Below are 22,745 nucleotides of genomic sequence, written 5' to 3' on the forward strand. Positions count from 1 at the left end.
TTTTCCATAGAGCGCCCTTTTATTCCTGTGGGGGAGCCATCAGCGCCAGCGGATCGGCAACCGGCAACCGTATCGTAAAGGCCGAGCCTTCCCCTTCCTTGGATTGTACGCTGATCTCGCCACGGTGCTTGTCCACAACGACCTTCACAAAAGAAAGCCCCAGTCCTGCACCCCGATTTCCTGAAAGCTCCGTGCTTTTCTGTCGTCTATAGCGGTCAAAAAGATGAGGAAGTTCGTGCTCTGCGATGCCGGCCCCTTCGTCGGAAATCGTCAGGCAAGCCTGATGGCCGGCCCGGAATACCTGGATCGTTACCGTTGATTCCGGTGGGCTGTACTGGACGGCGTTGGTTAGCAGGTTGATCACCGCACGCTCCAGTAGCTCTGCATTGCCCCGCAGCCAGATATCTTCGACGCCGTGCAGGGCCAGTTCTATGCCCTTGCTAAGCGCCTGTTCACTGACGCTATCTCGCGCGTTCTCGACCACCGAGAGGAATTCGCAGTCGTAGAAGCGGGTTTCCGTTAGCTGTTCGGCGCGCGCCAGTTGGACGAACTCTTCCGCCAATTGGTAACTCCGTCGGGCGAGATTGCCCAGGTGCTCAAGCTGTTCTGGCCCAATGGACTCTGGGCGACGTTTGAGTTGTGCAATCAACGCCAGTTGGGAAACCAGCGGAGAACGCACGTCATGGGAGATGAAGTCTATCGCTTCGCGATGCTGCCGCTGTTGCTCGCGAAGTTCCGAGATGTTGGAAATGTTGGCGATGATCCCATGCTGTTCGGAGTCGGACATGCTGAACGGCGCCAGGTGGATCAGCAGATCCAGGTTCTTGAGTCTTAGATCCACCGTGCGGGTTTGGCCGAGGGTGAGCGTGTCCGCAATAGTCTCCTGCCAGGGAGCCGATTCCCGGGGGTCGTGGGCGTTCAGCAGGGCGGGTAAAGGCATGCCGATCAGGCTGGGGCGGGGCTCGCCGAACCACTCTTCGATATGACCGTTGATGAACTGTATGGTTGCCAGTGCGTCGGTAACGATGACGCCATCCGGCATGCGCTCGAAGCCACGACCGATGAACTCGCGCATACCCGTCAGGGATTCGATGGCATAGCGTACCCGCTCTATTCTGGCGCCGATATTCTCTGCAGGAAAATCCCTTTCGACATCCATGAACTTGTTGGGATTATCGATGCGCAGGCGCTGCAGGTAGCGGCGGCTGGCTTCTCGCGATAGCGTGGCCGGCAGTTCCAGTCCGAGGTCAAAATGGCGGTCACCACGAGTAAACCGGATCCAGCTCTGATCGTCCAGGTGGGTCCAAAGTCCGATGTTCAGGGCTGGCGGCCGATCGTCTTCCGTCAGCCGATGGCTTGCGAGCATGTCGTTACCTTGCGACAGCCACCACCCCTTTGCCTGGAGTAGATGACGCAGGTCTTCGACAATTCGCATCGGCTGCTGGTCCTGGGGATCTTTCAGGCCCAGCCCGGGATCGCGACCGAGGGCATCGAGCTGTCTGTTGAGGAATGTATTGAGCAGTGTCAGGCGCCGTGTGCTCCAGAGCGGATAGGCGATCAGCGGTACCAGCAGGGCATGAGCGATCGGGACCCAGAGGTTGGCGTGGCGAAATAAAAGGGTAGAACCAAGTAGCAGCAGGGCGCTGGTCATCAGGCAGACCCAAAGCGTGTGCGATGGTTTCAGCTGGGGCAGGGCAAAGCTGATAAAGAGGATGACTGCAATAATTAGCAGAACTACCTGATATCGGGGAAGCGTCGTGATCAGCTTGTTCTGGACCAGGGCAGAGTAGGCATTGGCGTGGAACTCGACACCGGACATAGGGCTGGCCAGTCCGGACAGTGGTGTCGGCAACACATCGCCAAAACCGGGCGCCGTGGCTCCAATGAAAACGGTCTTTCCGGCAAATCGGTTAAGTGATTCGCGGCCTAGCAATACGTCACTGTAGGACGTTGCGGATACGGTACCGACGCGCCCGGATAAAGGGATATAGACATACTGACTGCGCACATTGACGTAGGGCGAGGCCGGTTCTTCCAGCGGAACGGCTTCTGGGACCTTCTCGCCATCCATCAACGCGGCTGCAAGCGAAACGGCGGGCCAGGTAGCCTCACCCAGGCCACTATATAAATAGAGGCCACGGGCGATACCATCCTCGTCCAGTTCGACATGGACATGTCCCAGGGCGCCAGCGGCGCGGGTTAATTCTGGCGTTGGTAACTGCTCGGATAAGGGGGCGTCTGCGGTGGACGGGTATAGGTGAACCGGCAGGACGACCTTGCCATGGCGCTGCATGGCAGCAGCCAGGGCCGTGTCGCCCGGACTGGGCTCGGTAAACAGGATATCAAAGACAATAACGTTGGCGCCGGCCTGGTGCAGCCTCGAGATCAGCTCTGCGTGACGCTCGCGGGGCCAGGGCCAGCGCCCCAGTTCGCGCAGGCTCTTCTCGTCGATAGCGACCAACTCGAGCTTTTGCGATGGACCCAGGGGCATGCCCATGGCGAGGGTGTCGTAGAACCAGAGATCAAGTCTCTGGGGAAGACCGGCAAGCTTCAGTGCGAACGCAATGAGTATGAGGGGAACCGCCAGTTTCCAGGCCGTGCGTGTCAGTCGGAACCATTCCCTGTGCATGCGTCTCGCTTAGTGCTAGCCGCCGCTGCTACTCTTCAGCAGCGGTTCAGTTTACAAAAAGCTCCCTGCCTGGTCCCCACCGACCTGCGATTGGCCCGTCAGAAAGCGCTTTTAAGCGCACAAAATACCGCCTTCCGGGAATCAGGCGCAAGGCCGCGGTGGTGTCAGCGACGTCGGCTTCCTTGATGATATTGTTGAAACTCGGGTCTTCGGACAGTTGCAACTGGTACTTGTCTGCAGCTTCGATCCGTTGCCAGAAGATACGGACCTGGCTGTCTACGTAGTTGACATTGATAATGCGCGCCGGCGGAAGCGTGCCGTTTATCATCAACTTTCTTGGCTCGGACGTGGCAATCGATGTGCCGCCGGCTTCAGTAACTACCCGCCAGTAATATTGGCCCGGATTCAGGGGCCTGGTCGGTATGGCATTGCTGTCCGGTGCCCATTCGCTGGTAGCGATCAGGTCGGAGAAGTCGCTGGACCTGGCTATCTCGACCCGGGCCACTTCATTGTTGCCGTTGTAGCTCCAGGAGAAAGAAGGCATTTCGTCATCAAGTTTGGCGTCGGCAGCCGGTTTTTCCAGGGTCGCCGTCTTGGCCTGTTGGGCGACATCGAAGGTCTGCTTGTAGGGCATTCCCGGCATGCCACGCGCGTCGACCGCGGCCAGGCGAATATCGTAGCGGCCATTATCCAGATGATTGAAGGCGAGAGCTGGCTGTGTGGTTTGTTCCCGGCTAAGCCATTGGCCGGTATCGGCGTTGAAGATATCGACCTGGTAGCGATCCGCACCGGCGATCTCCGGCCATGACAGTTCCTGGGGAAGCTGGTGTGCGGTTTCCGGCAAAGGGTTACTCGGTTGAGGTGCTGTCGGCAGGCGACGGATATCCACCGGGCTCTGCGTCCCCTGGCCTGTAGTTCCGCTAAAGCCCGCCGGTATATTGACTGTTCGCCCGGCCGGCCCGAAGGCCACAGTGCCCTCGGTGACCTGGAGTTCGGTGACGGATGGCCTGACCTGTAGGCGGAAAGCGGTACCGCGAACTGCTGCGACCGCAGATGGCGTATCCACCTCAAAGCGCGAGCCGTCTTCAATCAACACTTCGACATCGGCATCCAGTTCGCCGCGGTCCAGGCGCATACGGGTGTCGACCATGCCGGTCTTGCCGAACCGGGTCAGCCGGTTGAAAATCAGGTGACTGTCGCGTCCGAGCCGGACCAACGACCCATCTGCCAGTTGGATTACGGTGAAACCGGTTTGCGTCACGATCTCGTCACCCGCATGGAGCATGGTATGAGGTGTCAGAGCCTGGCGCCGTCCCGACGCCCCATCCACGTAATGCACGGGACCGGAAACAGCCAGGGCCATGGCGGGCTCAGGTCGCTTGTCCAGCCAGTTTACCGGGATACTGATGCTTTGACCGGGGATGGAGTTGTTGGGGTCGTCGATGCCGTTGTAGTGAGCCAACTGGATAGCGTCGTACCCGGACGACAGTAGGCGTTGACTGACCTGTGGAAGGGTCTCGCCGGGGCGGAGGGTGTAGCGCCAGTCATGCATGCTGCTTGTAGAGACAGTGGCAGTGGTCGCACTGGTTTGGGAGCCTCGAGTGACCGAAAGCTCCGCATTGGCAGTCAGCGCCGTGGCGGCCAAGAAGGCCGCGGCAGCTATGGCGGCGAGGCCCGGAAAGCGAGTTGTCAGTAACAGCATGAGCGTCGTCTTACCCACCCCGATAGCGGGGAATCCTGGTTGCAGCCTCAGGAGTCATTCTGAGGCTCGTTAGCTCAACGACTCATCGTCGACAGCGTTTTCCGTTTCAGCGCCCAGTTCGTCCATGGATTCGAGTCGATATCCGCGTTGATAGATTGTCTTGATTCGGTAGCCGTTCTCCGGCTTGATGCCCAGGCGTCGCCGCAGACGGCTCATGTGCGTGTCCACGGTCCGGGTGTTGATGTCCCGGGTAACGCCCCAGACCCGCTCCAGCAGCATTTCCCGTGTAAGCAGGCGACCTTTGTTCTGGAACAGGAACAGTGTCAGGTCGAAGTCCTTGTCGGTCAGTGTCAGCGGCTCATTATGCAAATGGATGGTGCGGGCCTTGGTGTCGATTCGGAAGGGACCGTACTCCAAAGCCTCACGATCCACTTCCGGGTTGCTGCGACGGACCAGGGCATTGATGCGCGCCATCAATTCTGCCGGGCGGGCCGGCTTCGCCAGGTAATCATCAGCCCCCGCATCCAGGGCCTGGACGATATCCTGCTCGCTGTCGCGCTGGGTGAGGAAAACCACCGGGATCGGCCAGTTCAGTTGGGCTCGAACGTGTTTAAGCACGTCGATGCCGGTCATGTCCGGTATCTGCCAATCCAGGATCAACAGGTCGTAACTACGATGCGTAACCGCACTCAGGAACGATTGGCCGGTCTGAAAGCTGTTGCATTGGTGATCACGTTCCCGGAGCAGGTTTTCAATATTCCTGGCCTGCTCCAACTGATCTTCCAAAAGGGCGATGCGCATCGAGTATCTCCTGAGAATCGTGGCGCACAAACAGGTAGAGAATCTGCGCCATTCTATTGATTATTTTTGCAAATTGGTGACTCGCGGTCAGTGTCATTGTGTAGCGTACTGTTAAAAAAACAGACGAAAACAGCCACACACCGGACCTACGCCGTTTCCATCAGCATGACCGGTACTGCGATAGAGGTGCCGCGAGACGCTATGAGAACAGCCTTCAGGCGCGACCCAGCCCGGGTTTTCCATCGATGTCACTGACTGTTTGTCGGCAGGAAGGGAAATTACTGCAGCCCCAGAACCAGCCTTTTTTTCCATGCCGCCGTATCAAAGGGGAGAAGCATGCGGGGCAGGGTGTGGGTGCCTGGTCAGCGCCATCAGCGTGGGCAGTATCGTCCTCGATGCGGCGCGTGCCTTTACACTGGGGGTACCGGGAGCAGGCCCAGAAACGGCCGAATTTGCCTTCCCTTTCCCGCATCGGCGCCCGGCACTGTGGACAATGGACACCCGTCTGCTCGGCGACGGTATGGGCCTGATCCGTCGCCCCGGACTGCAACGGTGTGATCAGCTCGGTAATCTGGGTCTCGACGGTTTGCAGGAAGGTGCGTGGGTCTCCTTCGCCCTGGCGGATGCGTTCCAGGGTGGACTCCCAGACAGCGGTCATGTCCGGTTTCCCGACGGCTGCGGGGAGTGCGCCTATCAGATCGTGGCCTTTTTCGCAGGCCTTGATATGACGACCCTCGCGGAACAGGTAGTCACGCTTGAACAGGGTTTCGATAATCCCGGCGCGGGTTGCTTCCGTGCCGAGGCCATCGGTATCCCTTAACGTCTTGCGTAGTTCGGCATCGGCAACGAAGCGGGCAATATTCGTCATGGCGGACAGCAGCGTCGCGTCGGTGAAATGGCTGGGCGGCTGAGTCATCCGGTCCTTTATCAGCGGCGATGCGCAGTGGACGCTTTCACCCTTGTCGAGCCGGGGCAGTGGACGTGACTGTTTTTCTTGCTGTTCCTTCTTGCGCAGCTCCACGACTTTCCAGCCCGGGTCGACGACGCCGGTTTCGGTGGCCCGGAAATCGTAACCGGCGACCTTCAGGTCAAGTCGTCCTTCCCGGTGGATAGCGTCGGGATAGAATTGCATCAGGTAGTAGCGGGCAATGAGGTCGTAGATCTTTTGCTCCTCTCGCCGCAGGTTGCCCGCCGGCCGCTGGCGGGCGGTCGGGATGATGGCGTGGTGGGCGTCCACCTTGCCATCGTCCCAGGCGCGGGAGTGACGCTTCAAATCCGCCTGATCCGCATGTGAGGCAAGGCCCGGAGTAACAGACCGGATAGCTGCGATCACATCGTGCTTCTGCTGAAAATGAGCTTCCGGCAGATAGCGGCAGTCGGAGCGTGGATAGGTGATGAGCTGGTGCTTCTCATACAGGTTTTGCGCGGTATCCAGGACTGCCTTGGCGCCCATGCCGAACAGTCGGCCCGCCTCGATCTGCAGCGCCGAGAGCGACAAAGGCAGCGGCGGTGCTTCATTGCGCTCACGGAAGCGGGCTTCGGTAATGGTTCCATGTTGCCCGTCAATTTCTGAGACCACTTTCTCTACGACACTGCGGTCGAGAATCCGGTCCTCCTCATCCATGAACTCGCGGAATGTCTCTCCGGGACGCCAGTGGGCGTTGAATGTCTCGGCACCACTGTCCGGGCTGCAATCGACGGTCAGTGTGTAAAACGGGCGAGGCTCGAACTCGGCGATCGTCTTGTCTCGTTCCACGACCAATCCCAGCACCGGTGTCTGAACCCGGCCGACCGAGTAGACACCCTGCTGACCCTGCTGGCGGTAGCGCAGCGTGTAGGCCCGGGTCAGGTTGATGCCATAGAGCCAGTCCGCCCGCTGGCGGGCCAGGGCGGAATGGGATAGGTGGCGGAATTCGCGATTATCGCGCAACTGATTGAGCGACCGGGACACAGCAGAGGGCGTGAGATCCTGTATTAACAGGCGCTCAACCGGTCGGCGAACGCGAAAATAGCGCAGGACTTCATCAACCAGCAGCTGACCTTCACGGTCCGGGTCGCCGGCATGGACAATGTGTTCGGTGTCGCCGATCAGGGATTCCACCACACCGAGCTGTTCCCGTACGCTCTCTTTCGGAGTGACGGCCCACTGTTCCGGAACGATCGGGAGTTCATGCAACCGCCATTTTTGCCAACGAGGATCATATTGCCCGGGTTCCGAAGGCTCCAGTAGGTGGCCGATACACCAGGTGACCACATCATGCTCGCCACAACGCAGCCAACCCTTGCCCTTCTGGATCGGGCCGGGCAGGGCCGCAGCAATAGCGCGACCCAGGCTGGGTTTTTCGGCGATGAACAGGCGCATGGACTATCAGGAGCTGCTTGGTAAATGGGCGAAGGAAGATGGCCGACCCGGGGCGCGCTGTCAAGCAAACGAGGGGGACACCGAACCCGGGATGATGCTGTACAATCAGCGGTACATAAGCGGGAGATTGACTATGCCAGATTCCAACGCGCCGATTCAGTCCGCCATCGAGCAGAAACTTGCAGATGGCTTCCATGCTGTTCATCTCGCTGTCGAGAATGAGAGCCATATGCACAGTGTGCCGCCGAATTCGGAAACCCACTTCAAGGTGACCCTCGTCAGCGACGATTTCGCCGGGAAGAACCGCGTGAAGCGCCACCAGGCTATTTACAATACGCTCGGCAGCGAATTGCAGGGCGGGGTCCATGCCCTGGCTTTGCATCTTTATACGCCTGAGGAGTGGCAGGCTCGCCATGAAGTATCACCCGCATCGCCGCAGTGTCTGGGTGGTTCGAAACACGATAAGGCCTGACGCGCAGAGGCCTTACAACCACTTAAGCGCCTATACTTCATTCAAGGCTGAACATTCACCTCAACGGTCGCCAAAAAGGATGGCTTATGAGTCAGTTTTTCCAAATTCACCCGGAAACACCGCAACTCCGTCTCATCAAGCAGGCTGTGGATATCCTTCGCAAGGGCGGCGTAATCGTCTACCCGACAGATTCGGCCTATGCCATCGGTTGCCAACTCGAAGACAAGCAGGCGACCGATAGGATCAAGCGCATACGGCGGCTGGACGACAAGCACAATTTCACCCTGGTGTGCCGCGACCTGTCGGATATCGGCCAGTACGCCAAGGTGGACAATACCCAGTACCGGTTGCTGAAGAACTTCACGCCGGGGCCCTACACCTTCATTCTCGATGCGACCAGCGAAGTGCCACGTCGCCTGCTGCACCCGAAACGTCGAACGATCGGCCTGCGGGTACCGGACAACGCGATCGTGCAAGCGTTATTGGCGGAGCTGGGCGAGCCCATCATGAGCAGTACGTTGATCCTGCCGGGTGACACCGAGCCGATGACCGACCCCTACGATATTCGTGAAACCCTCGAACACGATCTTGACCTGATTATCGATGGCGGCTTCTGCGGCATGGAGGCGACGACCGTCGTGAACTTCTGCGACGAGGCGCCGGAAGTCACTCGCGTCGGCAAGGGCGATCCAACACCTTTCCAGTAGCACCATGTTTTGGAGTGGCTCAGGCGCGAGCGTTCAGGCTAAACGCGTACTGGCGGCTCTGGCCTGCCGCTTCCAGGCTCGCTGCGTTGGCAGTGCGGCGTAGGCTGTCGAAGCGGTGGGTGAGGTCCTGAAGACCATTAAACTGCTGGTTTTCGCTCACCATCTGGTCGAGCAGGGCGTTGTTGACGCCATAGGCCTGGTTCAGGCGCACGGCGTTATCGACGAAGGACAGTGTCGGTTCGTTGACGCTTAGACGGTTGAACGCCTCCCGGAACCCTTTGTTGTTGTCCAGGTCCTTCTCGATCTGTTGGCGAGTGCTCTCCGGCATCATGGCCTTAATCGCAAAGCCCCCGGTGTCCTTCTTCTCGACGGCAATGCGGGTTGCCGGATTCAGGCTGTATTCGGCAAGTTTATGCCGCAGGGTTTCGCGGACGAAGGTATGGTCCTGCCCCACATCCTGCTTGTAACGATTGACTGACAATTGACTGGAGGGTTTGCGGACCGCACCGCCATTAAGGGTGACGCTGTCATCGGTCGCCACTACCGCTTTGTCCTCAGGCGCGGCAGCAGCGGTCTGGGCTGCAGCCTGACGGGCTGCACGATTTTCAGCGGCCTGTTGGAAACTGGCACCTGCCCGGGCCAGTGATGCGAGCAATGACATGATCTTCCCCGTCCTCGGACGCAAAAGTGGTTTCTGATATCCAAAACTTGCACAAAGCGGGCCAGTTCCTTTTTCGCCTCCATCCCGTCGTTGAATGGATCAAGTGACCATTGAATGGGCTTCAAGTCCGCATGGTACGCTCGAACGTACAGGCAGTGACGGAATCACTCATGCAATGAAAGAGGGACGAACTATGAGCAAGGTAATGTTGATCACGGGCGCATCCACCGGTATCGGCGCTGCAACGGCCAGGGCGGCAGCAAAAGAGGGCTACAAGCTGGCCTTGGCGGCGCGCTCCATAGACAAGCTCAAAGCGCTCCAGGACGAATTGGGCGGCCCGGACCAGGCCCTGTCGCTCGAATGCGATGTGCAGGATTTCGACCAGCAGAAATCGGTCGTCAAGCAGACGGTCGACCAATTCGGTCGTCTCGATGCCGTTTTTGCTAACGCCGGTCGTGGCGGTTCTCCAGGCGGGTTCAGCGGCGCCGACCACGAAGCCTGGCGCGATATGATCCTGACCAATATCTATGGCGTTGGGCTTACTCTGCAAGCCGCCTTGCCCGCGCTGCGTGAATCGAAAGGTCATGTGTTGCTGACCGGCTCCGCCGCCGGCCGTGCCACTATTCCTGGTTCGATGTACAGCGCCACCAAGTGGGCCGTATCGGCAATCGGTTATGGTTTGCGGGAAGAGTTAAGGGGAAGCGGTATCCGCGTAACGCTTATCGAGCCGGGCATGGTCGATACGCCGTTCTTCGACGAGAAGCCAGAGCATGCGCTAGTGGACGACGACATTGCCCGGGCTGTGATCTACGCGCTTTCCCAGCCGTCGCATGTGGACGTCAACGAAATCCTCGTACGGCCCACGCCCAAGGTCGAATAGATGATGTTGTGATACGGGACGGCGAGAGGAGATGGTGCCCCCGGCAGGACTAAAATTAATTGGTAACTATATGTAATATATATAATATAAAATTGCTCTAACTCTAATATGCCCCTAAATATACCCCCAAAATTGTTTGTGTAATCGGGAGTGTTTCCCGATTATGTGCCCTAAAAATCGAATAGTTCTCGATTAGCATCTCGCAACTTTACTGGGGCGAAGAGAACTGTAAGTTGAGGACAGGTTATTGAAGAGTGGCAGAATAGACAGCCGTAGATTGGCTTAGTTTGCATGTACTTCACATTGTTTTCCAACGAGGGAGCCCGTGAACGCGGAAATGTGAACCGAGGCATCAACTCCGACTGAATTCAGGAACTCTCTTGAATGAGAGCTACGAGGTCATGCCGAATTTCTTCTCCACTCAAATTGGGCCGTATTAGCAGGCGGGGGTTACCTTCGCGATCAAATACATAAATCGCGCTACTGTGGGAAACAGCATAGTTGCCGTCTGGGCCAGGTTCCTCATAACCAAAGGTAGTCCGATATCGTTTGGCCAGTTCTCGAAGTTGCAGCTCTTCCCCGGTGAGACCGACAATATCGCCACCGAAAAAATCGACGTACTCTGTCAGGCGCTCAGGCGTGTCACGTTGCGGGTCGACACTTACGAACAAAGTGAGCACTTCCTCTTGAAGCTCTGGGGACAAGGCGCTGGTTACCTGATTGAGTTTTTGCAGAGTCGTCGGGCACACATCGGGGCACGACGTAAACCCGAAAAACAGCATTCTTACGCGGCCACTGTAATCATTGCTAGATACTGGATCGCCCTGGCTGTTTATCAGGTCGAATTCCAGCTCAGGCATCAGGCCACTGATGTTTTTGCCATTCCAGTCTTCCTCGTCGTTACCAAGGCAGCCAGTCAGCAATAGGGCCACTGTCAGCGTTAAGGCCGCTGGTATAGTTATGGTGTTGGATCGCCAGAAATAGGCTTTCATGAAGCAGTTTCCGCAAGAGTTTTTGAATGATTCGTGTATTTTCCGTCCTGATGCATGGCTCGCCGGAGCATCAGAAGAATGCCTAGGATGCTCATCATGGCCGGAGGGATATAGGTCAGCATGCCGCCTAAAAGTTGGTCGACTTCGGGGTCCAGCGGCCAGGCCCTGCCGCAGACCTCGTAAACGTCGTAGACCATGTCACGTGAGAACACGATCCACGCACCAAGAAACATCTGAAGCACACCTGCGGCAGCCAAGACCAACATGCGTCTGCCATACCCCAGCGATGAGGTGATTGCAGGCGGTCGCGGGTCGAAGATCAACCACCAGAACAGCAGACCATCCAGCAACATGCTCCAGTTCATGACCCAGTACAGATCCCGGCTGAGCATGGCGTCGAAATGGATCGATGGCCACAGCCAGAAATAAATGAGCCCAACAAACAGAAACAGCGCGATTAAGGGCTGTTGCAGAACCTGATAAACCCAACCCAGAGGCCGGAGCGTGCGCCTCCAGCCTGGGCTGATTTTTTCAAACCAGAACCATATGATCGGCAGGGGATTAGAAAGTGCGATCAGGATAGGCCCGATGTGATGAAGAATCAGGTGCTGGCCCCGATGGACGAAGAACATGTATTGCGCGTAGTAATCGAAGCGCGTCTGCATCACCGCATAACAGATCAGCACCCCTAACGTGAAAGCAAAAATCCGCAGCGCGCCAGGCCGATCCTGATTCGGCATCCGAAGCAGACCGATGCCATAGAACCCCATCACGAGCATGTAGCTCAGCACGGTCAGCGGCGAGAAATCGTAGGGTAGAAGGTAGTCAAGCAGTGACATAGCGTTGCAGGTTCTGGTGTTGTTATTTCGATGACTCTACCTTGGACGTCACGAAGTCGTACAGTTCCTGGGGGCCCAGCCGGCTCAACTTTTCTCCGTTAACGTAGAATGTTGGAGTTCCGGATATTCCAACCGCTTTAACGTCCGCAGCATCCTGTTGAATAATGGCGTCAATTTTGGGCGAGTTCATACCGGCCTGAGCGGCTTCTACATCCAGCCCGGCTGACTCCGCCGTATCCCATGCAGCGGTGACCTCGGGGTCGTCATGCCATTGGGGTTGGGCTTCCATGACAGCTTCAAGCACCGGCTCGTAGATCCCCTGCTCGCGGGCGGTTTCCAGGATTCTGACGGCATCTTCCGAGCCTTTGTGAAACAGCACGTAGCGCAATACCAGGCGCACTTCGTCCGGGTAGGCCGCCACAATCTGTTTCACATAAGGGTACATGGCGCGACAGCCTTCGCAGGATGGGTCGAAGAACTCGACAATGGTTACCTAAGCGTCCTCAGGGCCGATAACGGGAGAGTAATCCCTCACCAGTGGCGTTTTTTCAACAACAGCGGGCTCATTAGTGCCCTGAGACCGATCGTAAATAACAAAAGCACCAGCGAAGACAACCAGACAAAAAAGAACGAGGCTTGTGACCAGGGTTCGGGTACGCACGTAAGATCTTCCTATTTTAGATGGGTTTAACGAGTGTCAGGTTTTCCGGTATTCGGTAGCAGCCGATTGGGCGCCCACCTCAGATAAACATTATTCCAAACGGCTCCATCGGTGACTGCACCACACTCATCATGACCGTGAGAATGCCCGCTTTGATTTCGACTAAGTCCACGCAGGAACGCAGCCCAAAAAACAGCAAGCGTACAATTTCTGTGTCGCCTTCCCGCTTGCATGCCTTGTCAGTGAGTCTACGTTCCGCAGTGGGCAGTGTTCGGGCATTGATCGTCACCGCGCTCCCATTGGATGGTTGTATGCTGGATGCCGAAGCGCTTGTTCAGCATGTCAGCGGCCTCGCTGAGGACCCGGTCGTCACTTTCTGGGTTCGGCTTCACCAAGTGAACGGTTAGTGCATTTTCAGTGGTACTCAGTGCCCAGATGTGAAGGTGATGGGCCGATTGAACGCCAGGTAGATTCTCCAGGCGTTCATGGACAGCCGAAGGGTTAATGCCCTTTGGGACGGCATCGACGGCCAGCTTTACGGAATCTTTCAGTAGCTGCCAGGTGCCCATAAAGATCACAACGGCAATAATGAGGCTGACGATGGGGTCAATCCAGGTCAGGTTGGTAAACATCAGTACCGTGCCGGAGATCACGACGCCCACCGAAACCGCCGTATCTGCAGCCATATGTAAAAAGGCACCGCGGATATTGATGTCGCCTTTCTGCCCTTTGAGAAACAGCATCATAGTGGCACCGTTTATCAACACGCCAATACCAGCCACGATCACTACAGTGAGACCAGCAACACCAGCAGGCTCTGTCAGACGTTGAATGGCTTCCCAAGTGATGCCACCAACAGCGGCGATCAGAATCAAAGCATTGAAAAGCGCCGCCAGAATAGTGGTTTTCTTCAGACCATAGGTTTTGCCGTATGTTGCGGCTTTACTTGCGAGCCAACTGGCCACCCAGGCCAGAATCAGGCCCATCACGTCGCTCAGGTTGTGTCCAGCATCGGCCAGCAACGCCAGAGAGCCGGAGATAATTCCATACACCGCTTCGATAACGACAAACAGCGTATTGAGTATGACCGCAATCGCAAATGAACGGTTATGAGTGTCGAAATGATGGCTATGATCGTGACTGTGGTCGTGCATGTCTGCCTCTATCAACGAAGATTTGTTCACAGTTATGAGCCCTGTAGTAGCTACAGGGTCAAATGTTTGCCGTTGGTTTCTTCCGTTTTCTGGGGAGCTAACCTACGGTCCGCGCGTTTCCTTTAGTACACGTGCTAAATCCTCTGGCACTGGCATGGGCGCAATTGCACTGACGTTTGCGCGCCCTGTGTTCCCAGCCGGAACCCAGATGCGGGAGAAGAGTAGGGCGGCAATCGCTCGAGTAGACTGCCCAAGGACTTCGCGAACATTTCTCGTCCGCCACCCCAGTCTGAGCATCCGTATATGAGTTGCAGTGTGCGCCAGAGTGAATTTCTGGCTGAGGATATGGGCGCGTTCAAGATAGGTGAACGCTGCCTGAAAATCGCCCCTTTTTTCTGCCTCATGGGCAGCCTGAAGTTCCACGCGAAAGAAGTGCTTCAATTCACTGTGCATTGATTCCTCCTCCTACTCCCTTCTGTGGTCGCCCGGTTGTGAGGGTGAGTCTTCCACCTGTTTGTTGGGACTTTTGTTGGACCTGAGCTCATGGCCAAAATCATGATCACGCCCAGGACTATAAAGACGTCGGCAAGGTTGAACGCAGGCCAATGCCAGGATTGCCAATGGAAATCCAAGTAATCGACAACGTAGCCTCGAAAAACTCGGTCGATGACATTTCCTAGTGCGCCTCCAAGCACCATAGCGTAAGCCAGGGCTTCTGCTCGTTGACGGCTGTCCAGGATTAAATTGACGAGAACACCCGAGACGACAATGGCTATTGCGATAAAAAAGTATCGCTGCCAGCCACCGCTATCGGCAAAGAGACTGAAAGCCGCGCCTTCATTCCATACGTGCACCCAATTAAAGAAAGGAGTGATCTCAATGGATTGGCCATAAGCCATGGATTGCTGGACGAGCCATTTAATAATCTGGTCGGTTAGCGCTACCAGTATGGAAAAGCCGAGAAAGGTAAGCGTTGACAAACTAGCGCGGTCTTTAAACATCGAATTATCCTTTTAGCGCAAGTATGCGCTTGGCACCAATGAGTACGATGCCTCCCACAATGCCGCCAATAACCAGGTCCGGGTAATTGGAGCCGGTCGAGGCAACAAGAAGCCCCGCAAGGATAACCCCCAGATTGATAACCACATCATTGGCTGAAAAGATCCAACTGGCTTTCATGTGGGCGCCGCCGTCACGGTGTTTGGCGATCAGGAGCAGGCAACTGATGTTGGCAAAAAGGGCCACGGATGCGACGGCCATCATCATCAGTGACTGTGGATCACTGCCAAATAGAAAGCGCCTGCCAACTTCAATCATTACTCCGGTTGCAAGGATAAGCTGGAGAATGCCAGCAACATGGGCCGCTCTGACCTGCATTATGATGCCATGCCCAACGGCGTAAAGCGCGAGACCATAAACGGCCGCGTCAGCGAGCATGTCAAGCGAGTCTGCAATCAAGCCAGCAGACTGGGCGATCAGGCCCATTGTCATCTCGACCAGGAACATCAAACCGTTTATTGCCAGCAGTATCCATAGAGTGCCGGATTCCTCGGTCTCGTTGGTACTCGACGATTCAGCCGCCCTGACAGATTTAAGGCTGGTGTGTTCCGTCGTCTGCAGGGAAGCGCCCAGACCTAGGGTTTCCAGTTTGCTGGTGATAGCTCCGGTTTCGCCTAGATGGATAATTTCCAGCTTTCGATTCGATAGGTCGAATGAGAGTGCCTGAATGTTGTCAAAGCCAGTGAGCGCCATTCGAATCATTCGCTCTTCTGAGGGGCAATCCATTTTTGGCACGCTGTAGGTGCTGAGCTGGCTGTCTGTTTCGGCGGCGACGGGGCTCTGAAGCTCATTGTTTACGACAGAATCTTCGCTGCCACACTGCCCATCGCAGGGTTTGCTCATTTTCGCGGCTCCGGTTATCACATAAGTTCCGTTGTTTTAAACCCTGTAGTCACTACAGGGTCAACGTTAAGTTGTTAGTTTTTGACGACACTGTTGAACCCACCGCGATTCGACGACTTGCGGTTTGACTCTGTAGTAACTAAAGGGTTGAACTGAAGTACGTCAAAAAGGAGTTTGAGCAACGATGAGACAGAGCAACAAGAGCGTACTTATCCTTGGTGGTTACGGAGCTGCAGGGGCGGCTATTGCAACACTCTTGGGGCAACGGATCGACGGCACCATTGTCTTGGCAGGCCGGTCGCTGGAAAAAGGGCGTGAACGGGCGGAACAATTAGATCGCGAAGCCGGAGTCACAGGGTGCTTCAGCGCCAGATCATTTGATGTGGCTGATGCTGCTCAGGTCAGACAATGCTCGCCTTGAGTGTTGGAAGATCAAGGCGCAATACGGACTGACAGAGGCAGAGAGGACAAACGAGGAATTGGTCCTTCTAGCCCTCGGGTTCGACTATAAACTGGCTGGCAGGAGCAAGGCCTATGCGTACGTGTCGCAGGTGGAGGCGGACTTGGCCCACGCTGAAGACACCACATTTGGTGTGGGCTTCGAGCATAAGTTTTCCTCGTAGCGTCGAGTGAGATCTTTGAATTTAAGAGGCTGCTTCCAGTTATGTGAAATATTTTCAAGGTTTCAAGTCCATTTAAGGTTCGTGTGAGAATCTACATTCGAGTTAACTAGGTTATTTTATGGCGGGAGTTCTTCATTCCCGCCTTTTTTGCCTTTCTTTTGGTAGCCCCCCCCGTTTTAAGCGAAGTTCTGTAGATCGCAGGCAGTAAGGCCAGTTGGAGCTTCAGCGCCACCATTTGCAAGACTGCCCATCAAAGCAAAGCCGTTGTCTGCGTTTCGTTCTGGCGACGATTACTATTTTTAAGTGAAGCATGGAAATAAACTCAGCTTTTCCTTGTTGATTCCAGTCGGGTTGTTCAGATTTTGGCATCCAATGAGGTCCCCGTCGGAAGAAAGTGATCCGGATGGATTGGTACATTTCAGAAAACTCATATTACCTCCTTTTGAGTTAGTGGAATGGTCGTCGTGTTTCAGTTCTTTGATCCAGTTGGCCGAGTGGTAGGCCGAAGCCATCGGTTTCATTCCCTTAATTTTGGGATTGCAGAGTTTATATGCTGACAGTCGCCGGGAAACTATTCTTGGGCAGTCTTTCTACTCGAATCGGAGGTTTGGTTCAAAAATTCGTAAAATATCAATTTCACGGAATGGGCCTGATTTTGTTCAGGCCGATCATAAAGAATTAAGCCGAAACACTCAGGTGTTTCGGGCAATCGGTGCTGTTTTTCAGAGCAAACTGGGATCGTTGGATGTGGTGACAGTCTCTAAAGGGAAGGTTTCAGTTTCCCTGCTGGCACTGTGGGCCCCATCTGGACTATGAGATTGAAAGACGAATAGCGTGCACAAGTAGGACTTACGGTGTTTAGCCTAAGCTGGTGTTTAACCAAGGCAGAATTTGGTTCTGCCGAACCTGTTTGTACGGTCCATTGAGGACGCTGTTAATATCGGGGTTCCGCAGGAATCGAGTGCAGCCGAATATATGATGGGTGTTTATGACTCTTGATTTGATTAATTGACGCTGAGATCCGGGAAATCTCCCGAAAGCAATCAATAAGCCTTCTAGCATCAGGTAATAGTAATACAGAGTTGTTTTTTTTATGTCGCCTGATTAGAACTCCGTTCAAAGCGACAATCTTGGCGTGGAGACATTGGTGTATCGGACCGCTATGCTAGGAGGCTGATGACCAAAACAGGATAAACCGCCCAGGTAGTCGTCAAATGCTTTTTGGAAGTTCGATTAAAACCCGAAGACCCCCTTTGGGTGATGTTGAGAAATGAATGGCGCCAGCGTAGTCGTGAACGATTTCCTCAACAATTGATAGACCAAGGCCATAGCCAGGGGTTTTTTCATCCAGTCTTTTTTGGCGCCTGGTAAGATCAGGAAGTTGGTATGACGCCACTCCTGGGCCGTCATCTTCAACAAGAATAGTCAAAGTGTCATCGTGAAGCTTCAGGTGTAAATGAACTTCCAGAACACACCATTTGCCAGCATTGTCAAGGACATTGCCCAATATCTCATTAAAATCACGCTCATCAATTGGCCAGAGAACCTCTCTGGATATTGTTTCTCGAAGGTAGATCTGTTTGTAAGGATAGATGCGACTGACTACGTCCACCAGTGCCAGAGCTTTTTCTATGATTGGTGTGGCCTTCCCAATGTGCTGACCGGACATTTCGGTTTTTCTCATTTGAGTGTCGATCAGCTCGTGCATTTCAGACAGTTGAGACTTAATTTGACTCGCGATTGTGCGGGGAATGGCTTCGTCATTGATCATGGAGTTTATGGCGGCAAGGGGGGTTTTTAAGCTATGAGAAATATCTGCGGCTAGGTGACGTGACCGGCTAAGTTTTTTGTCGTACGACTCTAATAGGCGGTTAAGGTGCTTGACAAGTTCATTGAATTCTTCAGGTACATTCTCATCCAAACTATTACGCTCCCCTTTTTTTAGTGAAGTTAATTGGGCGCTCATTAATTTCAAAGGTTTTAGTGCGATAGTTACACCTAGGAATATGATGGCGGAGATCGCAAAAAGTATTGTAAAAGAAACGATCCATATCAGAGTATGGATGTTTTTTAAATCGCTGGGGACATATGAATTTTTCTCAATTATTGTGATGCTTATCTTTTTCTTTCCGTTATTAAAAATCATGTTATAGCCAAGGATAAACCCGTTTTCTAGTGATATGTGAAATATTCCCGGTCTCTTATGTGCGCTCACCAAATCTAGACTCGGTTTTATGTTTTCACTTGTGTAAAATTTATTTTTGTCGATTTTAATGTCAATATAATATCGTGACGAAGGTGTGCTGAAGATGTTCGATATATCAATTTGTTTTTGGTTGCGCATAAATGTATCTGCAACTAGTTTGGCTGCGGATTTTAGCTGCTCTCTATGAATCTCTTCATGAATATAGTCAATTAAAATGGAGTGTGATATGAATATTAATCCGGAATATAGAGCGCCAGTGAGTGCCAAAAAAGTAAATAATATTCGCTTTATTGAGGGTTTCTGTTTTTTGAGGGGCATTTTTTTGTCAAGATGGGTATTGGAAGTTGTTTTATATATTTTTGTTTTAAAAAAAGCCGCGCTACACGTGTAGTGCGGCTAAGCGCAATGGTCTAAACCATCAGGACGCAACAAGCATTTAGTTACATTTCTATAGCTAGCTTTTAGTTCGAGAGCTTGCTAATGACTGAACTGATTTGCTGAAAATTTATCTGATTCCGAAAGTTTAATGTCGCCCGATTTGATCATCTCATGATAAGTTTCATCTTTCTTCGACAGTACTAAATTCCGGCGAGCTTCCATTCCGGGCTCGGATAAAGCAAACTGTGTCATTATTCTGTGTCGTTCTTTCATGTCTTGTACGCTGCTTTCGGACAACATACGTTTCCCAGAATTGTCGCTTTTTTGCTCGGAGGCATAAATATTGCTGCCAGCGAAGACGAGTGCTAGTGAAGATACGAGCAAGAAGTTTGTTCTCATTGAGCCACCTTCTTATTAAATTTAATGTATTTGTCATTCAAACAGATGAGCTTTAATTGAACTTGAAAATACAGTTAAATTGTAAGAAAAGTGGAGGTGGGGCGGGCAAGCTTCGCTTAAAATCTGCTCGCAGGATCTATGATGGATTTTGGAGTAGGGGGGCTAAAGAATGGACTTCACCACATTGGCGAAGTTCGTCAATGGCCTTGCCGATGAGATCGGGGACCATGCTCGAGCATGGCCTACGACGCAACGAACTCTTTGTCATCTACGGCTGCAAGATTTCCTCCAACGGCAGCAACGAGTGGACCGGCGCCGTCAAGGATTTGGGCGAGAATCGGGAGAAGCTGTGACGCCTGCTCCGCCACCACTGCGGGAACACCACGTGCGGGACGAAGCGGAGACCAAAGCTGGACTGGACCGAGACATCCGCCGAGCCAAGACCATCCTCTCGCTGGATGAAGCCATGACCAAAGTGGACCGCTTCCTAAAGTCGAACCGCATAAGGATGGGTCGGAGGAAGAGGAACAGGGAAGTTAAGAGGAACCTGGTGAACCTCATGTAGTGGTCAACTAATCCCGGACAGTATTTTAAGGTTTTCCTCAGCAGCAGCGGGCGAAATCCACCGTTGAATGCATAAGATCGTTGCCGGTTGTAGTAGCCCATCAGATAGCTACCAACATCCTTTTGGGCCTCGTGTAGGTTCCGGTATGCCAAGCCCGGTATCCATTCAGATTTCAGACTCCGGAACAGCCTCTCCATCGGCGCATTATCCCGGCAGTTCCCCCGGCGACGAAGACTCTGCTTCATCCGATATCGCCAGATCTACTGCCGGAATCCCAAGCTGTGTACTGGCCCCCTGGTCCGAGTGGAACAGAAGTTCTGATGGCTCGCCACCCGATTCGTAGGCAAGGGTCAGTGCTTTTTTTCACTAGCTCCGCGTTCGCAGAAGGGGCAATGCCTAGCCCACAGGTTTACGGGAAAACAAATCGATGACCACCGCCAGATAAGCCCAGCGTGTCCCGGTCAAGAAATAGGTAATGTCGCCGGTCCAAACCTGATTGGGAGCCTTTGGATCGAACTCCCGATCAAAATGATTCCGGATATCCAAATGCGGCTGGTCAGCCTTCGTGTAGGCATGACTTCGTGGCTGCGTGCTCCAGCGGAACGGTTACTGGCTTCATGAGCCTCGACAACCTAATCCAACATAACTTTTTTTAATTTTTCTTCTCTTCCTCCAACCGCCGCAGCTTGCGCTTCAGCACCTGGATCTCACCCTGTTCCGGAGTCACCTCCTCGCCTTTCTGCGGGGCCTTCGGCCTGCTCGGCATGAAGCTTATACACAGTACTCCATGGTGGACTTGCCAGCCCCCCCCCATGGCATCGCAGGCCGCTTTCACCGTATAGCTCTGGTCAACCACAAGCCGGGCTGTTTCATAACGGAACTCCGGGCTGAAATTTCCGGTCTTCGTCATCCTATGCACCTGATTGACTCAGCGAGTGATCTTACGCTCAAAATCAGGTGGCCAGAAATACTAAGCCACTACAGCGGCAAAAGCCCGGCTAAATTTCAAGTTCGTTTAAGGTTTATGAGGCAAAGTTAATTGCCGATTAAGCGGCGTTTCTCAATCAAACCAATAAACCTTTGTCGGGACGCGAATTAGAATAAGGAGTTTTAAGTGATCAAAATTATTAAATCAATAAGTGCTCCTCTGGCGATAGCTGTAGTGACGACACCGGCTTTGGCCGCAGAGCCGGTCGGCAGCGCATCTCCCTCTGTGGAAGACTTGAAGACCGAAATCAATCAACTGACGGCAGAAGTTGAGAAGCTTAAGAAAAGCGATTCGCCCTTCAGCGTAGGAGGCTATTATCGTCTTCAGGCTACCTCAGAAAGTCTGGACGAGACCAACGATAACAGTAGCGCCTTTGTTGATCAGCGCCTTCGCGCGAAGATTACCGGCGAGCTGAATGACAATATTAGTTTGGTTTGGTACGGCGAGGTTGATGCCCCGTGGGGCGAGAAAGGAAGTTGCCAAGGCGATAACTGCGGCAAGCTTAGCGCAGATGGCGTTGGTGTTGAAACTAAGAATGCTTACGTCGACTTGAGGGTGCCTAACAGCGACTGGAAATTGCGAGCAGGTATTCAAGGATATGGATTCGGTAAGTATGAGAGCTTCGTTACCAACGACGACATGAACGGTATCTCATTTGCTGGCAATGTTGGTATGGCTACGCTGACAGGTGGCTGGTTCAAGTGGGAGGAAAATGACAGAGATTCCGCAGATGACGTGGATTTTTATACGTTAAGCGCGGAGCTTCACCCCAGCGAGGTTTTCCAATTCGGCTTCACCGGAGCTCAAATCAGCAACAGTAGCCAGGTTGCTCTAAATGGTACGGCGGCTCGCACAGATGATAACTATCTAGGTGCCTATGCCGACTATACCTATAACCAAATGGCCTTCAGCGGCTCAGTACTTTATAAAAAGTCATCCGGAATTGATTCTGACGCAACAGATGGCGACACGTTCATGCTCAACTTGTATGCCGAGAGGCATTGGGGCAGATCAGGCTTAAAGATTCACGGCATCTACATTCCAGCTGATGACAGCAGTAATGGTGCAGATCGTTTCGCGGCCAACCAAACAGGGTATGAATTGTATAACGATAATCTGCAAATCTTCGGGACCGATATATACTACAACAATGGCTCTCAGGGAGCGAAGGCGGTATACGATGGTGCCTACCAAGGGTATGGGTTGATTGGCCTTATGGTCTCGGGTGATCAAGACTTTTCCAACGACTACTATTTGAAGTACGGGACCGGTTATTTCCGAGTTGCAGATGATGCGCCGGACAGCGCTACTCAAGCCAATGGCTCGAGCCTTGGTACTGAAGTCGCTGCCCAATTTGGTAAAACGTTTGCCGGACTTTATGACGTCAGCCTGCGCGGCTCTTATGGTTTTATGGGTGACTTTTACGGAGACGACCCGGAGGATACCTATAAGGTTGTTGCTATGGTCAATGTGAATTACTGATAGAGGTGTAAATTTCGAACCGTTGCAACGGTCGTCTTCCGACCAGAATATCTGAATTACTTAAAAAAGGTAAAGGTCGTAACTGTATATAACTTTTGTATCTCTCAGTGAGTTCGGACGGCGGGTCTGAATAGGCCTGTCGTTCTCTGCAACAGACTTACCATCTCGTGTGCTGAATGACTTTGCTTTCTTTCTCTCATTCTCTCTTTTTAACTTGCCACGTCCCCCGCCTCTGTATTTCGTTATTCCGCTCAATTTTAGCATCTGAAGATGCCGAGTTCAGACTGATTTAAAAGTCAGTATGTAGGGTCGCCATGGTATTAGCGACGAAAACGCTGATTT

Annotated in this window: 18 protein-coding genes and 3 pseudogenes; 6 read left to right on the forward strand and 15 right to left on the reverse strand. The window is 53.7% G+C overall.

What is annotated here, in order from left to right:
* Window positions 1-19 precede the first annotated feature (19 nt).
* From RE428_RS09055 to RE428_RS09070, 4 genes are all read right to left on the reverse strand, one after another.
* Window positions 20-2,629, reverse strand: a complete 2,610-nt coding sequence (locus RE428_RS09055; protein ID WP_004581681.1) for a CHASE2 domain-containing protein — start codon at window positions 2,627-2,629, stop codon at window positions 20-22.
* Between the two features lie 46 nt (window positions 2,630-2,675).
* Entirely contained in the window at window positions 2,676-4,331 is a 1,656-nt protein-coding gene (locus tag RE428_RS09060) for a FecR family protein (protein ID WP_051079790.1), read from the reverse strand.
* Between the two features lie 69 nt (window positions 4,332-4,400).
* Window positions 4,401-5,132, reverse strand: coding sequence for a response regulator transcription factor (locus tag RE428_RS09065; RefSeq protein WP_004581683.1), 732 nt, complete (start codon window positions 5,130-5,132; stop codon window positions 4,401-4,403).
* Between the two features lie 214 nt (window positions 5,133-5,346).
* Window positions 5,347-7,494, reverse strand: a complete 2,148-nt coding sequence (locus RE428_RS09070) for a DNA topoisomerase III (RefSeq protein WP_004581684.1) — start codon at window positions 7,492-7,494, stop codon at window positions 5,347-5,349.
* A gap of 133 nt (window positions 7,495-7,627) precedes the next feature.
* Here RE428_RS09070 and RE428_RS09075 point away from each other — a divergent pair, with 133 nt between their 5' ends.
* Window positions 7,628-7,966 (forward strand): BolA family protein, encoded by a 339-nt coding sequence (locus RE428_RS09075; protein WP_040882599.1) that lies wholly within the window; start codon window positions 7,628-7,630, stop codon window positions 7,964-7,966.
* An 86-nt stretch (window positions 7,967-8,052) separates the two neighbouring features.
* Window positions 8,053-8,673, forward strand: a complete 621-nt coding sequence (locus tag RE428_RS09080; RefSeq protein WP_004581686.1) for an L-threonylcarbamoyladenylate synthase — start codon at window positions 8,053-8,055, stop codon at window positions 8,671-8,673.
* A gap of 19 nt (window positions 8,674-8,692) precedes the next feature.
* Here RE428_RS09080 and RE428_RS09085 read toward each other — a convergent pair whose 3' ends face one another.
* Entirely contained in the window at window positions 8,693-9,334 is a 642-nt protein-coding gene (locus RE428_RS09085) for a hypothetical protein (protein ID WP_004581687.1), read from the reverse strand.
* Window positions 9,335-9,527: 193 nt separating this feature from the next.
* Here RE428_RS09085 and RE428_RS09090 point away from each other — a divergent pair, with 193 nt between their 5' ends.
* Window positions 9,528-10,214, forward strand: a complete 687-nt coding sequence (locus RE428_RS09090) for an SDR family oxidoreductase (protein WP_004581688.1) — start codon at window positions 9,528-9,530, stop codon at window positions 10,212-10,214.
* Window positions 10,215-10,582: 368 nt separating this feature from the next.
* Here RE428_RS09090 and RE428_RS09095 read toward each other — a convergent pair whose 3' ends face one another.
* From RE428_RS09095 to RE428_RS09125, 7 genes and pseudogenes are all read right to left on the reverse strand, one after another.
* Window positions 10,583-11,206 carry an SCO family protein gene (locus RE428_RS09095; protein WP_004581689.1) on the reverse strand — a complete coding sequence of 208 codons (624 nt, stop codon included), beginning with the start codon at window positions 11,204-11,206 and terminating at the stop codon, window positions 10,583-10,585.
* A complete protein-coding gene (locus RE428_RS09100) occupies window positions 11,203-12,045 on the reverse strand; it encodes a cytochrome c oxidase assembly protein (RefSeq protein ID WP_004581690.1) in 843 nt (280 codons plus the stop codon). The genes RE428_RS09095 and RE428_RS09100 overlap by 4 nt, the downstream gene beginning before the upstream one ends.
* A 22-nt stretch (window positions 12,046-12,067) precedes the next feature.
* Window positions 12,068-12,706: pseudogene (locus tag RE428_RS09105) on the reverse strand (DsbA family protein).
* A 248-nt stretch (window positions 12,707-12,954) separates the two neighbouring features.
* On the reverse strand, window positions 12,955-13,860 hold the full coding sequence (locus RE428_RS09110; protein ID WP_004581692.1) for a cation diffusion facilitator family transporter: 906 nt from the start codon (window positions 13,858-13,860) through the stop codon (window positions 12,955-12,957).
* 102 nt (window positions 13,861-13,962) lie between these two features.
* Window positions 13,963-14,313, reverse strand: a complete 351-nt coding sequence (locus RE428_RS09115; RefSeq protein ID WP_004581693.1) for a DUF3703 domain-containing protein — start codon at window positions 14,311-14,313, stop codon at window positions 13,963-13,965.
* Window positions 14,298-14,861: a signal peptidase II gene (gene lspA / locus RE428_RS09120; protein ID WP_004581694.1), complete on the reverse strand. Its 564-nt coding sequence runs from the start codon at window positions 14,859-14,861 to the stop codon at window positions 14,298-14,300. Before lspA ends, RE428_RS09115 begins: the two co-directional genes overlap by 16 nt.
* A gap of 4 nt (window positions 14,862-14,865) precedes the next feature.
* Window positions 14,866-15,762 carry a cation efflux transmembrane domain-containing protein gene (locus tag RE428_RS09125; protein WP_004581695.1) on the reverse strand — a complete coding sequence of 299 codons (897 nt, stop codon included), beginning with the start codon at window positions 15,760-15,762 and terminating at the stop codon, window positions 14,866-14,868.
* 184 nt (window positions 15,763-15,946) lie between these two features.
* On the opposite strand from RE428_RS09125, the gene RE428_RS09130 reads away from it, so the two are divergent.
* Window positions 15,947-16,183, forward strand: a complete 237-nt coding sequence (locus RE428_RS09130; protein ID WP_227500228.1) for a KR domain-containing protein — start codon at window positions 15,947-15,949, stop codon at window positions 16,181-16,183.
* A 1,412-nt stretch (window positions 16,184-17,595) separates the two neighbouring features.
* Here RE428_RS09130 and RE428_RS09135 read toward each other — a convergent pair.
* The gene (locus RE428_RS09135; RefSeq protein WP_004581697.1) at window positions 17,596-18,909 is read right to left on the reverse strand and encodes an ATP-binding protein; all 1,314 of its coding nucleotides are present in this window, start codon (window positions 18,907-18,909) and stop codon (window positions 17,596-17,598) included.
* Between the two features lie 159 nt (window positions 18,910-19,068).
* Complete coding sequence (locus RE428_RS09140) at window positions 19,069-19,368, reverse strand: hypothetical protein (RefSeq protein ID WP_004581698.1); 300 nt, start codon at window positions 19,366-19,368, stop codon at window positions 19,069-19,071.
* A 175-nt stretch (window positions 19,369-19,543) separates the two neighbouring features.
* Here RE428_RS09140 and RE428_RS09145 point away from each other — a divergent pair.
* Window positions 19,544-19,924, forward strand: a pseudogene (locus RE428_RS09145) (IS1182 family transposase); the annotation flags it as partial.
* Between the two features lie 56 nt (window positions 19,925-19,980).
* Here the strand turns inward: RE428_RS09145 and RE428_RS24425 are convergent.
* Window positions 19,981-20,843 (reverse strand): annotated as a pseudogene (locus tag RE428_RS24425) (IS3 family transposase); the annotation flags it as partial.
* Between the two features lie 204 nt (window positions 20,844-21,047).
* On the opposite strand from RE428_RS24425, the gene RE428_RS09155 reads away from it, so the two are divergent.
* Window positions 21,048-22,403 (forward strand): hypothetical protein, encoded by a 1,356-nt coding sequence (locus RE428_RS09155; RefSeq protein WP_004581703.1) that lies wholly within the window; start codon window positions 21,048-21,050, stop codon window positions 22,401-22,403.
* Window positions 22,404-22,745: the final 342 nt, after the last annotated feature.

It is taken from the genome of Marinobacter nanhaiticus D15-8W, assembly GCF_036511935.1.
Taxonomy (GTDB): Bacteria; Pseudomonadota; Gammaproteobacteria; order Pseudomonadales; family Oleiphilaceae; genus Marinobacter_A; species Marinobacter_A nanhaiticus.